We start from the raw sequence: 13,307 nt of genomic DNA, 5'->3' as shown, positions 1-13,307 counted from the left end.
GCACACGAGACAGATGGGGGCGGCCGGCGGAGGACCTCAAACAGGCTCTCAGTCGCGTGCTAGAGCCGTGCCCGACCAAGTTGGATCGGTCACGGCTCTAAGTCCTTGTTTTGACGCCCTTCCTTACGACGAACCGGTGTCCACTTCTTCGGGAAGCGCTCTAGATGCAGCTCTTCGACAATCATCGTGGTTTCTGATCCCATTCCGTCGGCTTGTCGATAGAGAGCCGATATCCGCAAGCGGCTAATTCCGGACATAGCAAAATACCGCACCTGCCGTCCGAGAAGGGTCGGGCGCAGAGCGTACCGCCCGGTCCTGAGTTCAAACCGACCCACGACCGGTCGTCGCAAATCCCCGAAGACCAATCAGTGCAGGCTGCGGCGGATGTGCGGGCTGTCGAGAGAGAAGGCCGGGATCTCGGCCTCGAAGCTCTCGCCCGCGCCGGTGGCCATGGTGTAGCTGCCGGCCATCAGGCCGTCCGGCGTGGTGAGCGGGCATCCGCTGGTGTAGCAGAACGACTCGCCCGGCTCCAGCACCGGCTGCTTGCCGACGACGCCGGCGCCGCGCACCTCCTGGCAGTCGCCGCGCCCGTCGATGATCCGCCAGTGGCGCGAGCGGAGTTGCACCTGCTCGCTCCCGTTGTTCACGATCTCGACGGTGTAGGCGAAGAAGTACCGGCTGTCGCCCGGCGAGGATTCCTCCTCGACGAAGCGCGGATTGACGGTCACGCTGATCCCGCGCGTCTCGGCCCTGTACATCGTGCCTAATTGCCTTCCCTGGCTGCGATCGAGTTCGGTCTCGCTGCGGTCTAACCGGCTTGAAGCCGCTTCTCGATGCATCGTTCCTCGTGGTAGTTGGCGGGGGATTTGCCGTCAATTGCGGCGGAGTACGTCGCGGCAAGGCGGCAGGGACGGTCCCGGCATGGTCGAGGCGACGCTGCGCCACCTCAGGTTTCTCCGCCTCGCCGGCCCAGGCTGCGGCGTCGGCACCCCTGGCATCGCCCACGCGGCAGCCTGGGCCGGCCTCCTCGGGATCGCGCTGCTGCGCGCATGGCAGGACCCGGCCGCCGTCTGTCCCGCGGCGGCTCTCGCCGCCGCGCTGGTCCTCGACGGCGCGGGCCGGCTCGCGGCCGCCGGCCTCGCCCCCCGGAACGGACCCGACCCGCGGCTCTCCGGCCTGCCCTCGCTGGTGCTCGGCGCCGGTGATATCCCGGGCCTCACCCTCGGAGCCGTCGCGCTGATGCTGGTTCCGCACGCGGTGCCGGTGCTGGCGAGCGCCCTTGCCGGCCTGCTCGCGATCGGCGCCCTCGCCCGCCTCGCCCTGATCCGCCTCGTGCTCGGGCTGAGCGAGGTGCAGGCAACGGATGCGTCCCCCGTTCGCCCGGCGCCGAATCTGTCCGACTCGGACGAGAATCCGCTGCTTGAGGGGGAGGGGGCCTCCACGACGTTGCGCGCGACCCGGCCCGATGCGGACGGCAGCCCTTAAGCCGCCGTTAGGCGCGGTGCGGGACAAGGATCGATGGTGACGACGGGCCGGGACGCGCGATGGACATGAGCACGACGCGCGGTCCTGCACAGCCCAGTCCTGCCCAGCCCGGTCCGGCCAGGGACGGCATCCTGTCGGCGCAGGGCATCGCGGCGCTGACGCGGGCCGGCGGCATCCTGCCGGCCTCGCCCTACGCGCCCGACCAGATCCAGCCGGCAAGCCTCGACCTGCGCCTCGGCGCGCGCGCGTGGCGCGTCCGGACGAGCTTCCTGCCGGGGACCGGGCGATCGGTGGGGACTTGCGTCGAGCGGCTGGCGTTCCACGCGATCGACCTGCGGCCGGGTGCCGTGCTGGAGACGGGCTGCGTCTACATCGCCGAGTTGCAGGAATCGCTGGCCTTGCCGGCCGATCTGGCCGCTGCCGCGAACCCCAAGAGCTCGACCGGACGGATCGACGTGTTCACCCGCGTCATCGCCGACCGGGCGGAAGCGTTCGATCAGGTCGAGGCGGGTTACCACGGGCCGCTCTACGCCGAGATTTCGCCGCGCACCTTCCCGGTGCTGGTGCGGACGGGCTCGCGCCTGTCGCAGATCCGATTTCGCCGCGGCGAGGTGCGCCTGCGCGATGCGGACCTTGCCGACCTCCATGCCCGCTTCCCCCTGGTGAGCGCGGCAACGCCCTCGTTCCAGGGGGGCGTGGCCGTCTCCGTCGATCTCTCCGGCTTCGACGGGCTGATCGGATACCGGGCCAAGCGCCACACCGGCCTCGTCGACGTGGACGCGCCCGGCCGCCACCGCGCCGTCGACTTCTGGGAGGCACTGCCGGCCGACGGGTCCGGCGCGCTGATCCTCGATCCCGGCCAGTTCTACATCCTGGCCTCGAAGGAGGCGGTGCAGGTGCCCCCCGACCACGCCGCCGAGATGGTGCCGTTCGATCCGCTCGTCGGCGAGTTCCGGGTGCACTACGCCGGCTTCTTCGATCCCGGCTTCGGCTACGCGGGCGCCGGCGGCACGGGCGCCCGGGCGGTGCTGGAGGTGCGCTCGCGCGACGTGCCGTTCCTCCTGGAGGACGGCCAGATCGTCGGCCGCCTCGTCTACGAGCGCATGGCCGAGGTCCCGGCGACGCTCTACGGCGCGGACGCGGGCTCGAACTATCAGGCGCAGGGCCTGAAGCTCTCCAAGCACTTTTTTTGATTTATGCCCACCCGAGCACCCTTGACCCCCAAGACCCGCTCGCCAAGTGACGAAACTGGTCGTGCCGCCAGATGGGACCGTCGCCTCGGTCGCAGCTTGCTTGAGGCCTACCTGCCGAGCCAGAGGGGAATACCCTCGGCGCCGGCGCAAGGTGCAAAATCAACGACCGTAGGCAACCCTCGCGCACAGGGCCGGGAGCTATACCTGCATGTTCTACCCCCTTTAGGCCGTTCAGCCGAGTAGAAGAACCTGTCGTTTGGCTATTGGATGCTTGGTGCATTAACTGACCTCGGTATCAATTTCCTCCTCTCGTCTCCTCTGGACGGCAAGGACGTCCTGGTGACGGGGTGATTTTCTCTTCAGAAGATCCCGTAGTGCCTAAGCGGCTGACTGCCTGGGCGTGATGCGGCGTCGTGTCCACCGCCTTCGCGGTCGCGCCTCGAATGTCTTGGACCCGATCCCCGCCGTGAACCGTTAAGGTTGCGGCTGACGGTCTACCAATCCCGCGTGAGCGTTTGGTCATCATGGTCTGCGGGAGCGCGGGCGGATTTGAACGATGCCTTGAGGTGTACGACGCCGGGCAAGAAAGAACACCCTGATGGAACAGCCCGACGCTTGGCACCAGACTGACCGACTCGATATCGAACACGGCAAGGGCGATCCGTTCGCGGCGGCCGTGCGCGGCACGCGCATGGCGATGGTCATCACGAATCCGCGCTTGGCGGACAATCCCATCGTCTACACCAACGACGCGTTCCTGCGCATGACCGGCTATAGCCGCGATGACATCATGGGTTGCAACTGTCGTTTCCTGCAGGGCGTCGAGACCGATAAGGGCGCCGTTGCCCTCATCCGGGACGCGGTCCAGGCCAACAAGGACATTTCCATCGACCTGCTGAACTACCGCAAGGACGGCACGCCGTTCTGGAATGCGCTGTACCTCAGCCCGGTGTCCAACGAGGCCGGCGAGGTGCTGTTCTTCTTCGCGTCGCAGCTCGACGTGACGGCGCGCGTGGACGCGCACATGAAGGTCCGGCAGGAGAAGGATCATTTCGAGGCCGAGGTCGCGAAGCGCACCCGCGAGCTGAGCGAAGCGCTGGCCACGCAAACCATGCTGGTCCACGAGGTCGACCACCGGGTTAAGAACAACCTGCAGATGATCGCCGCGCTGCTCGCCATGCAGACCAGGGCGATCACCGATCCGGCGGCACGCGCCGCCATGGAAACGATGCTCACGCGCGTGGAAGCCCTCGGCACCGTGCATCGGCGGCTGTACCAATCCAACAACGTCGAGCGGTTCGACGTAGCCGAGTTCGCCCGCGATCTGGCACTCGATCTGGTGCGCGGCTCCGGCCGCGAGGGCATCCGCCTGCACCTCGACCTGGAGGCCGTGGAGATCCCGGTGGCCAAAGCCCCGCCGGTCGCGCTGATGATGAACGAGCTGCTCACCAACACCCTCAAGCACGCCTTCCCCGGTGATCGTGCGGGCCGTCTCTCGGTGACAGTCGCTCCGGACAAAAGCTATTTCACGATCAAAATTGCTGACGACGGCATCGGTATGCCTGTAGAGGTGATGGAGAAGCGATCGTTCGGGAAGCGATTGATCGGTACCCTCTGCCGCCAACTCAATGCCAGCATCGCCTGGCAGGCGAATAATCCTGGAACTTTGGTCAACATACGTCTGCCCCGCGAGACGGGAAACAGTTCGGAGAGCACGTGAACGAGCCGCTGCGGATACTCGTCGTGGAGGATGAGGCCCTCATCCTGATGCAGATCGAGATGATGCTGGAGGATACCGGGCACGTTGTCGTGGGAACGGCGACGACGGCCAGCGAAGCCATCGCCCTGATCCACGCGACGCAGCCGGAGTTGGTGCTGATCGATCTGCGCCTCGGTGACGGTTCCTCCGGCGTGGACGTGGCGCGCGTCGTGCGCGCCGTCGGAGGCATCACGACGGCCTTCATGACCGCCAACGCCCGGCAGCTCTCCGACGAGCTGGAGGGGGCCGTGGCGGTGATCACCAAGCCGTTCTCCGGCACGGTTCTGGAAGCCTCGCTGGCTTACCTGGAGGACTGCGTGCGCCAGCCGCCGCCGGCCGTGCTGGTGCCTCGCGGGATGCGGGTTGCGCCCGGCTACCTCGCGACCTTCGCGGAGATGCGTGCCTAGAGCACGTTCCATGATCTCCAGATCTCGGAAAGTGGTCTATCCGCTTGTGGGATCGCATTGCCTTCACGCGAGCCGGCAACCACCTCGCTGGAAAATACTCTCGAGCATCAAGCGAAGTGCGCGGTGTTCGCGTGAAGAAACTGCGATCCAACGAAGGCCAAGAGCAAGGACGGTGAGCATGAGCGAACCGAAATTAGGACAGGGCATTTCCCGGCGAGGTCGACGTCGGCTCGCGTGAAGACAATGCTCTAGCTGCCCCGCGGATGTCTCAAGTTTCAAGAGCTTCCGAGTCATAGCCTCCTTGATGGGATCGTCAGCAGTCCAGCCATCGCATCACGACCGGAGCGACTATTCATACCGCGCGGACTGCGCGTGCATGACTAAATACACAACCTCTGATACATAATTCGCACAATTTGAGCGTTCACAACTTAATCACGCTTGGCATCTAGGGTCGACCGTCGAAGCGCTTCCCGCCGCGGACTCGTCCTTCCTTATGATTCAGCTCTACACCTGTGTCGCGAACCAACATGACCTGCGGCTCGTCGCGGTTGCGGCCGTCATCTGCGCGCTGGGTTCCTACACGACGTTCGCCATGGGCCGTCAGGTCTTCCGCGACATCGCTTGGCAGGAGCGGCTGATCTGGGCGGTCGCGGGCGTGATCGCCACGAGCACGGCCATCTGGGCCACCCACTTCATCGCCATGCTGGCGTTCGAGCCGAGCATGGCGTTCGGCTTCACGGTCGGTCAGACTCTCGCCTCCTTCCTCGTCGCGGTCCTGCTGGTCGGCCTCGGCACCGGCATCGTCATCGCTTGGTCCGGCTTGGCATGGCGTTTCATCGGCGGGGGGATCGTCGGCTTGGCGATCTCGGCGATGCACTACACCGGCATGGGCGCCTACCACGTCCAGGGCTCCTTGCGATGGCATGCCGCGACCGTGGCCGTTTCGGTCCTGGTCGGTGCCGTGCTGGGCAGCGCTTCGATGGTCGTGGGCTTCAGCCCGCGTCGTTCGGTCCAGCGGTTCGCCCCTCTGCTCCTGCTCGCTGCGGTCTGCGGGACGCACTTCACCGGAATGAGCGCGGTCACCGTCGCCTTCGACCCGCAGGTGGAGATCCCTGGCGGAAGCCTCGACAGCACGCTCCTATCGATCCTGACCGCGAACGCCGCGCTCCTGATCGTCGGCCTCGCGCTGGCGGCCCTGCGCCTGTCGCACGTGAACCGGCAACGGCACGAGGCCGAGAACCAGCGCCTGCGCGACCTCGCCGACATTGCCGTCGAGGGGCTGATGATCTGCGATGGCGATACGATCACGGGCATCAATCATAGCCTGGAACGCATCCTCGGGCAGTCCCGCGACACTCTCATCGGCGTGCCCCTGCAGCGGATCTTGCCCGGCTTGTCCGCGGTCGACATCTCGACGGCGAAGGAAGTCGACGGGTTGCTCCGGAACGGCGGCGATGCCGGCATCCCGGTGCGCCTCATCGCGCAGATGATCGCGATCAAGGCCAAGCCGCACACCGTCATCGCCGTGCGCGACCAGCGCGAGCGCCTGCGCGCCGAGGCCGAGATGCACCGTCTCGCCCACCACGACGCACTGACGGGGCTGGCCAACCGCCGCCAGTTCAACGAGGCGCTGGCCAAACGCGTCGCCTCGCGTCGCAGCGACGATGCGACGTTCGCGCTGCTGGTCCTCGATCTCGACCGCTTCAAGCTGGTCAACGACACGCTCGGCCACGGCATGGGCGACGCGTTGCTCCGGCGCGTTTCTCAACGCTTGTTGCGGGCCGTGCGCGAGGAGGATCTGGTCGCGCGCCTCGGCGGGGACGAGTTCGCGATCCTCAAGGCGGGCGGCACCGACGTGTCGGCGATGCACGCCGTGGCCGAGCGCGTGGTCGACATCCTGGCGCGCCCGTTCGTGATCGACGGCCACATCCTGAACATCGGCGCGAGCGTCGGGATCGCGCTCGCTCCGGAGGACGGCGAGGGTGCGGAGATGCTGATGGGCAACGCCGATCTCGCGCTCTACGGCGCCAAGGAGGAGGGGCGGGGCCGCTACCGGATGTTCGAGAGCAGCATGAACGCGCGCATCCAGGCGCGGCGCTCGCTCGAACTCGATCTGCGGCGCGCGGTCGCCCGTCAGGAGTTCACGCTCCACTATCAGCCGCAGGTCGACGCCCGGACCGGCACCTACGACGGTGCCGAAGCCCTGATCCGATGGCATCATCCCGAGCGGGGGCTGGTGTCCCCGGCCGATTTCATCCCGCTGGCGGAAGAAACCGGACTGATCGGCCCGCTCGGCGAATGGGTGCTGCGGACCGCCTGTACCGAGGCGCTGTGCTGGCCGAGGCACCTGACGGTGGCCGTCAACCTGTCGCCCGTGCAGTTCCGTGACGCGCGGCTGGCCACGACGATCCGCAACATCCTGGTGGAGACCCGCTTTCCCCCCGCCCGGCTCGAACTGGAGATCACGGAAGGCTCGCTCCTGCAGGACGAGCAGCGCACGCTGACCATCCTGCGCGAACTGCGGGCGCTGGGCATCCGCATCTCGATGGACGACTTCGGCACCGGCTACTCCAGCTTGAGCTACCTGCACCGCTTCCCCTTCGACAAGATCAAGATCGATCAGTCCTTCGTGCGGCGCACGCCGGACGACCGGGAAAGCGCCGCGATCGTGCGGGCGATCGCGATGCTGGGCGCGAGCCTCGGCATGAAGACGACGGCCGAGGGGGTCGAGACGGACGCTCAATCGAGTTTCATTGCCGGGGAGGGCTGCGACCAGATCCAAGGCTACCTGATCAGCCGGCCGGTTCCGGCCGAGCAGATCCAGGCGCTGTTCTCCACGGCCAACCCTATCGCCCTGAGCGCGTGAGCACTCGATGACCATCCATCGCCTCCTCTACCGCAGCGACATGGATCTCGCCGGCACCGCGGCGGGTATCCGACAGCAGATCGTCGAGATCGTGCGCATCTCCGAAGCGCGGAATGCGGCCGATGGCCTGACGGGCGCCCTGCTGCACACGCGTGGCGTGTTCATCCAGGTCCTGGAAGGGCCCATGCCCGCCGTGGAGGCCACCTTCGAGCGCATCTGCTGCGACCTGCGCCACCGCCGTGTCGAGCTGATCGAGTTGGTCGAGGCCGAGGGACGCGTGTTCGGGGAATGGTCGATGGGGCGGATCTCGGCCGATCAGAGGATAGAGCGGCTGGTCTCCCGTCTCCCGGCAGGCGAGGACCAAGTTCCGGAAGCGGCGTCCGCTCATGCGACGATCCAGCTCATGCGCACGCTCATGGTCAGTGGACCGGCGCAGGCCGCGTCATCGGAACAGTTGCCCGGTACGTTGCGCGGGCCAGGCGGCTGAGGAGACCGAGGGCACAGTCGGGGACGACGGATTTTGCCGTAACGCTCGAGTTTCTCGGAGAAGGCCTCGATCCGGCAGCGCCGATCGTTGTATGGAACTCACCCCCACCTCCGCCTTCAATACCCCAGTGCGCTGCCGTCCTTGCGCGGGTCGGAGCCGGCGATGAGCGTGCCGGCGGCGTGGTCGATCCAGATGACCTGACCGCCGCCCAGCGGCAGGGGCGCGGGGATCGCGTCGTGGCCGCGGGCGGCGAGCCCCGCGGTCAGGTCCGCGAGGCCGCCCTCCAGTTCGAGGACGCCGTCGTAGGCGAAGCTGCGCGGGGCATCGAGCGCCTCTTGCGGGTCGAGGCCGCGGTCGATCAGGCCGGTGAGCAGTTCGACGTGGCCCATCGCCTGATAGTGCCCGCCCATCACGCCGAAGGGGGCGACGGCGCGCCCGTCGCGCATCAGCATGCCGGGGATGATCGTGTGCATCGGGCGCTTGCTCGGGCCGATGGTGTTGGGGTGGCCGGGCTCCACCCGGAACGACAGGCCGCGGTTGTGCAGCAGCACGCCGCTCGAAGGCCCCATGATGCCGGAGCCGAAGCCCTGGAACACCGAGTTGATCAGCGAGATCGCGTTGCCGTCCCGGTCCACGACGCAGAGGTAGACCGTGTCCGTGTGGGCGCGCTCGGCGTCGATCTCGGGATAGATCACGGGGGCCTGCGCCCGCGCCATGTCGATGGCGCCGTGGGCCGAGGCCTGCCACGCGTCGGACAGGAGGTGCGCCACCGGGATCGCGTGGAGGCTCGGATCGCCGAACAGCGCGTCTCGGTGGTGGTAGCCCTGCTTGCAGGCTTCCGCGAAGAGGTGGACCCGGTCGAGGTCCGACAGCGAAGCGATGTCGAAGGGCTTGAGGACGTTCAGCATCATCAGCGCCGCGAGCCCCTGGCCGGCGGGCGGGCACTCGTAGACGTCGTAGCCGCGGTAGTTCGTGCTGATCGGCGTCACGACGTCCGGGGCGGCTTGGGCGAAATCCTCCAGGGTGTGCAGGCCGCCGAGTTCGCGCAGGCGCGTCACCAGATCCTCGGCGACCGGCCCCTCGTAGAAGCCGCGGGGACCGTGCGCGGCGATCCGCCGGAGGGTCGCGGCAAGCCGCTCCATCCGCATCACCGTGCCGACGGCGGGCGCGCGCCCGTCGATCAGGTAGGTTGCCGCCGCATGGCGGTCGCCGGCGACGCGCGCGACGCTGCGTGCCCAGTCCCAGGCGACCCGCGGCTGCACCGGAAAGCCGCCCTCGGCAAGCCGAATCGCCGGCTGGAGCAGGTCGCCGAGCGCGCGGGTGCCGTGATCGGCAGCGAGTTTCGCCCAGGCCGCGACCGCACCGGGCACCGTCACCGCGTGGGGGGAGGCGGGTTCGATCGCGACGCCGTGCTCGATGTACCACGCATCGGTCGCCGCCGCCGGGCTGCGGCCCGAACCGTCGAGCGCGATCGGCACGGACGCGCCGCGCGGCACGTAGAGCGCGAAGCAGTCGCCGCCGATGCCGGTCATCAGCGGGTCGACGACGCACTGCACCGCCACCGCCGCGATCGCCGCATCGACAGCGTTGCCGCCCGCGCGCAGGGTCTCGATCGCGACGAGCGTCGAGGCCGGATGCGAGGTCGCGACCGCGGCTTCGGCCGCGTAGACGGGCGAGCGGCCGGGCTGTTCGAAGTTCCTCACGAAGGCCGATCCTCTCTAATGTCCGGCGACCCAGTGGCCGGGCGCGACCTCGGCGAGTTCGCCGCCCTCGGACGGGGATGATTCCGGCTCGGTTCGCGCCGCGGCGAGCCGCGCCCGCTCGGCGGCGGGGTCGGGCACCGGTACGGCGCCGAGCAGCCGCCGCGTGTAGGGATGGCGCGGGTTCTCGTACAGGAGATCGCTCGGGGCGAGTTCGACGATACGCCCGCGCCAGAGCACCGCGACCCGCTGGCAGAGGTGGCGCACCATGCGCAGGTCGTGGGAGATGAACAGGTAGGACAGGCCGAGCTCGTCCTGGAGGTCCTGGAGCAGGTTGACGACCTGGGCCTGGATCGACACGTCGAGCGCCGCGATCGGCTCGTCGGCGACGATGAAGCTGGGCTTCAGCGCGATGGCGCGGGCGATGCAGATGCGCTGGCGCTGGCCGCCGGAGAACTGGTGCGGGAAGCGCCCGGCGAAGCGCGGATCGAGGCCGACCCGCTCGAACAGGCCGGCCACCGCCTCGCGGCGCTCCAGGCGCCGCATGTCCGGCCGGTGCAGCTTGAACGCCTCCGCGACGTAGGTGCCCACCGCCATGCGCGGGTTGAGCGCCGCGTAGGGGTCCTGGAACACGGTCTGGATGCGGGCGCGCATGCCGCGCATCGCCAGCGGCGACAGGGTGGCGAGATCCGTGCCCTCGAAGGCGACCGTGCCCAGGGTCGGCGGGTTCAGCATCGTCACGGCCCGGCCGATGGTCGACTTGCCGGAGCCCGACTCGCCGACGAGGCCGAGCGTCTCGCCGGGGCGGATGTCGAAGCTGACGTTCTCGACCGCGCGGAACACGGAGGCCTTGCCGCCCCACCACGTGCGCAGGGCGTAGTGCTTGGAGAGGTTGCGCACGGAGACCAGCGGATAGGCCTTGGCCGGCGCGGTCATCGCGCCGCCTCCGCTTCGCCCGCGAGCAGGGTCGGCAGGTCGTACCACGCGGCGACGAGGTGGCCGGGCGCGGCGCCCGGCGCCTGGACGAGCGGCGGCATCTCGGCCGCGCACCGGGCGGTGGCGTAGACGTTGCGGGCCGCGAACGGATCGCCCGGCGGGAGCGAACGCATGTCGGGCGGGGCGCCCTCGATCTGGCGCAGGCGCCGGCGCCCGGCCCGGCCGCGGGTGAGGTCGGGGAGCGAGCGGAGCAGGCCCAGCGTGTAGGCGTTGCGCGGGTCGGCGAAGATGTCGTCCACCGGCCCCCGCTCCAGGATGCGGCCGGCATACATCACCTGCACCGTGTCGCTGATGCCGGCGACCACCCCGAGATCGTGGGTGATCCAGATGATCGCCATGCCGATCTCGCGCTTGAGGTCCTGCACCAGGGCGACGATCTCGGCCTGCACGGTCACGTCGAGCGCCGTCGTCGCCTCGTCGGCGATCAGGAGCCTTGGGCGGCAACTGATGCCGATGGCGATCATCACCCGCTGGCGCTGGCCGCCGGAGAACTCGTGCGGGTACTGGTCGAGGCGCGCGCCCGCGTTCGGGATGCGCACGAGGTCGAGGAGCTCCTTCGCGCGGGCGCGGGCGGCTCGCCCGTCGAGGCCGAGATGGATGCGCAGGGGCTCGACGATCTGCGCCGCCACCGTCATGCCGGGGTTGAGCGAGCTCATCGGGTCCTGGAACACGAAGCCGATCCGCCCGCCGCGGACCTTGCGCAGGTCGCGCTCGGGCAGGCTCAGCAGGTCGCGGCCCTCGAACAGCACCTGCCCGCCGGTGATGCGGCCGGGCGGGCGCGAGATCAGGCCGAGCATGGCGAGCACGTGCACGCTCTTGCCGGAGCCCGACTCGCCGACGATCCCCAGCGTCTCGCCCTCGCGCAGGCCGTAGGACACGCCGTTGACCGCATGGACCGCGCCGCCCTCGGTGTCGAACGCGACGGCGAGATTCTTGACGTCGAGGATCGGGGCGTCGCTCATGTCCGGCCCCGCGGGTCCAGCGCATCGCGCAGGCCATCGCCGAACAGGTTGAAGCCGAGCACCGCCAGGAAGATTGAGAGCCCCGGCCAGATCGCCATCCACGGCGCCTGATCCAGAAAATTCTTGGCGACGTTGAGCATCGCCCCCCAGCTCGGCTCGGGCGGCTGCTGGCCCAGCCCGAGGAAGGACAGGCTCGCCTCGGCGATGATCGCGGCCGCGATCGTCAGCGTCGCCTGCACCAGGATCGCCGGCACGATGTTGGGCAGGATGTGCACGAGCGCGATCCGCCAGGGCGGGTTGCCGACCGAGCGGGCGGCCTCCACGAACTCCTCGGCCGCCACCGCCTGGACCTGGGCGCGGGTCAGCCGCACGAAGGTCGAGGTGGCCGACAGACCGATCGCCACCATGGCGTTGGTCAGGCTCGGTCCGAGGAAGGCAGCGAGCGCGATCGCCAGGATCAGGAACGGGATCGCGAGCAGCGCATCGGTGAGCCGCATGATCGCCCCGTCGACCCAGCCGCCGGCGTAGCCGGCGAGCAGCCCGAGCGGCAGGCCGAGCGCGACGGCGAGCGCCACCGAGACGAGCCCGGCGCCGAGCGAGGCGCGGGCGCCGTAGATGATGCGGGCCAGCACGTCGCGCCCGACCTCGTCGCTGCCGAAGGGGTGCGCCAGGGTAGGCGCCCCGCGCACCGCGCCCCAGTCGGTGCCGGTCGGGTCGTAGGGCGCGATCAGGCCGGCGAACACGGCCATGAGGACCAGCAGGACGACGATCGCGAGCCCGACCAGCGCGCTCGGCCGCGCCCGCAGCCGGCGCCAGAAGGCGGCGAGCGTGCCGGGCTCGCGGGGCAGACTCACCGCCGTTCTCCCTCCCCCCTCTGCGGAGGAGGGTGGCCCGCGAGCTAAGTCGGGTGAGGGGAGCGCCGTATCCGGAGAGGTCGCTCCCCTCTCCCGACCCTCGCTCACGCGAGGGCCACCCTCTCCCGCAGAGGGGAGAGGGAGGGCAGCGGCATCGTCGCGAAGGCCCCCGCTCATGCCCGCCTCAGCTTCGGGTTGACCACCGCCGCGAGCACGTCGGCGGCGAGGTTGAGGCCGACGTAGGTCGCCGCGGTGCAGATCACGACGCCCTGCACGGTGGCGAAGTCGCGGTTGAACACGGCGTCCACCATCAGCTTGCCGAAGCCGGGCACGGAGAAGATCTGCTCGGTCAGCACGGCGCCGGAGAGCAACTGACCGAATTCCAGGGCGCCCAGCGTGATGATCGGGATCGCGGCGTTCGGGAGCGCATGGCGCAGCACCAGCCGCAGCGGCGACACGCCCTTGGCCCGCGCCGTGCGGACGTAGTCGGAGCCCAGCACGCCGAGCATCGCCGCGCGGGTGTGGCGCATCATCACCGCGCTGATCGCGTTGCCGAGCACGAAGGCCGGCATCGCCATCGCCTTGAGATTGTCGA

12 protein-coding genes are annotated in these 13,307 nt (G+C 69.0%); 6 read left to right on the top strand and 6 right to left on the bottom strand.

Features of this window, described 5'->3' with window-relative positions; genetic code table 11:
* Window positions 1-365: 365 nt before the first annotated feature.
* Entirely contained in the window at window positions 366-758 is a 393-nt protein-coding gene (gene apaG, locus ACFE8Y_RS17810; protein WP_375465721.1) for a Co2+/Mg2+ efflux protein ApaG, read from the bottom strand.
* Window positions 759-921: 163 nt separating this feature from the next.
* Here apaG and ACFE8Y_RS17805 point away from each other — a divergent pair, with 163 nt between their 5' ends.
* The 6 genes from ACFE8Y_RS17805 (at window position 922) to ACFE8Y_RS17780 (ending at window position 8,200) form a co-directional block, all read left to right on the top strand.
* The gene (locus tag ACFE8Y_RS17805) at window positions 922-1,485 is read left to right on the top strand and encodes a hypothetical protein (RefSeq protein WP_375465720.1); all 564 of its coding nucleotides are present in this window, start codon (window positions 922-924) and stop codon (window positions 1,483-1,485) included.
* Between the two features lie 65 nt (window positions 1,486-1,550).
* Entirely contained in the window at window positions 1,551-2,678 is a 1,128-nt protein-coding gene (locus tag ACFE8Y_RS17800; RefSeq protein WP_375465719.1) for a 2'-deoxycytidine 5'-triphosphate deaminase, read from the top strand.
* Window positions 2,679-3,276: 598 nt separating this feature from the next.
* Window positions 3,277-4,398 carry a histidine kinase dimerization/phosphoacceptor domain -containing protein gene (locus ACFE8Y_RS17795; RefSeq protein WP_375465718.1) on the top strand — a complete coding sequence of 374 codons (1,122 nt, stop codon included), beginning with the start codon at window positions 3,277-3,279 and terminating at the stop codon, window positions 4,396-4,398.
* Window positions 4,395-4,844 carry a response regulator gene (locus ACFE8Y_RS17790; RefSeq protein ID WP_375465717.1) on the top strand — a complete coding sequence of 150 codons (450 nt, stop codon included), beginning with the start codon at window positions 4,395-4,397 and terminating at the stop codon, window positions 4,842-4,844. The genes ACFE8Y_RS17795 and ACFE8Y_RS17790 overlap by 4 nt, the downstream gene beginning before the upstream one ends.
* Before the next feature lie 496 nt (window positions 4,845-5,340).
* Window positions 5,341-7,713 (top strand): EAL domain-containing protein, encoded by a 2,373-nt coding sequence (locus tag ACFE8Y_RS17785; protein ID WP_375465716.1) that lies wholly within the window; start codon window positions 5,341-5,343, stop codon window positions 7,711-7,713.
* A gap of 7 nt (window positions 7,714-7,720) precedes the next feature.
* Complete coding sequence (locus ACFE8Y_RS17780; protein WP_375465715.1) at window positions 7,721-8,200, top strand: BLUF domain-containing protein; 480 nt, start codon at window positions 7,721-7,723, stop codon at window positions 8,198-8,200.
* Window positions 8,201-8,316: 116 nt separating this feature from the next.
* On the opposite strand, the gene ACFE8Y_RS17775 is transcribed toward ACFE8Y_RS17780, so the two are convergent.
* From ACFE8Y_RS17775 to ACFE8Y_RS17755, 5 genes are all read right to left on the bottom strand, one after another.
* Window positions 8,317-9,903: a gamma-glutamyltransferase family protein gene (locus ACFE8Y_RS17775; RefSeq protein ID WP_375465714.1), complete on the bottom strand. Its 1,587-nt coding sequence runs from the start codon at window positions 9,901-9,903 to the stop codon at window positions 8,317-8,319.
* A 15-nt stretch (window positions 9,904-9,918) separates the two neighbouring features.
* On the bottom strand, window positions 9,919-10,836 hold the full coding sequence (locus tag ACFE8Y_RS17770) for an ABC transporter ATP-binding protein (RefSeq protein ID WP_375465713.1): 918 nt from the start codon (window positions 10,834-10,836) through the stop codon (window positions 9,919-9,921).
* The gene (locus ACFE8Y_RS17765) at window positions 10,833-11,858 is read right to left on the bottom strand and encodes an ABC transporter ATP-binding protein (RefSeq protein WP_375465712.1); all 1,026 of its coding nucleotides are present in this window, start codon (window positions 11,856-11,858) and stop codon (window positions 10,833-10,835) included. The genes ACFE8Y_RS17770 and ACFE8Y_RS17765 overlap by 4 nt, the downstream gene beginning before the upstream one ends.
* The gene (locus tag ACFE8Y_RS17760) at window positions 11,855-12,712 is read right to left on the bottom strand and encodes an ABC transporter permease (RefSeq protein ID WP_375465711.1); all 858 of its coding nucleotides are present in this window, start codon (window positions 12,710-12,712) and stop codon (window positions 11,855-11,857) included. Before ACFE8Y_RS17760 ends, ACFE8Y_RS17765 begins: the two co-directional genes overlap by 4 nt.
* A gap of 173 nt (window positions 12,713-12,885) precedes the next feature.
* Window positions 12,886-13,307: ABC transporter permease (locus ACFE8Y_RS17755; protein ID WP_375465710.1), on the bottom strand; the 422-nt coding region annotated here is incomplete at its 5' end.

It is taken from the genome of uncultured Methylobacterium sp., from assembly GCF_964242245.1.
Lineage (GTDB): Bacteria > Pseudomonadota > Alphaproteobacteria > Rhizobiales > Beijerinckiaceae > Methylobacterium.
Note: the sequence above shows the minus strand (reverse complement) of the source record. Positions and strands in the feature narration are given on the sequence as shown.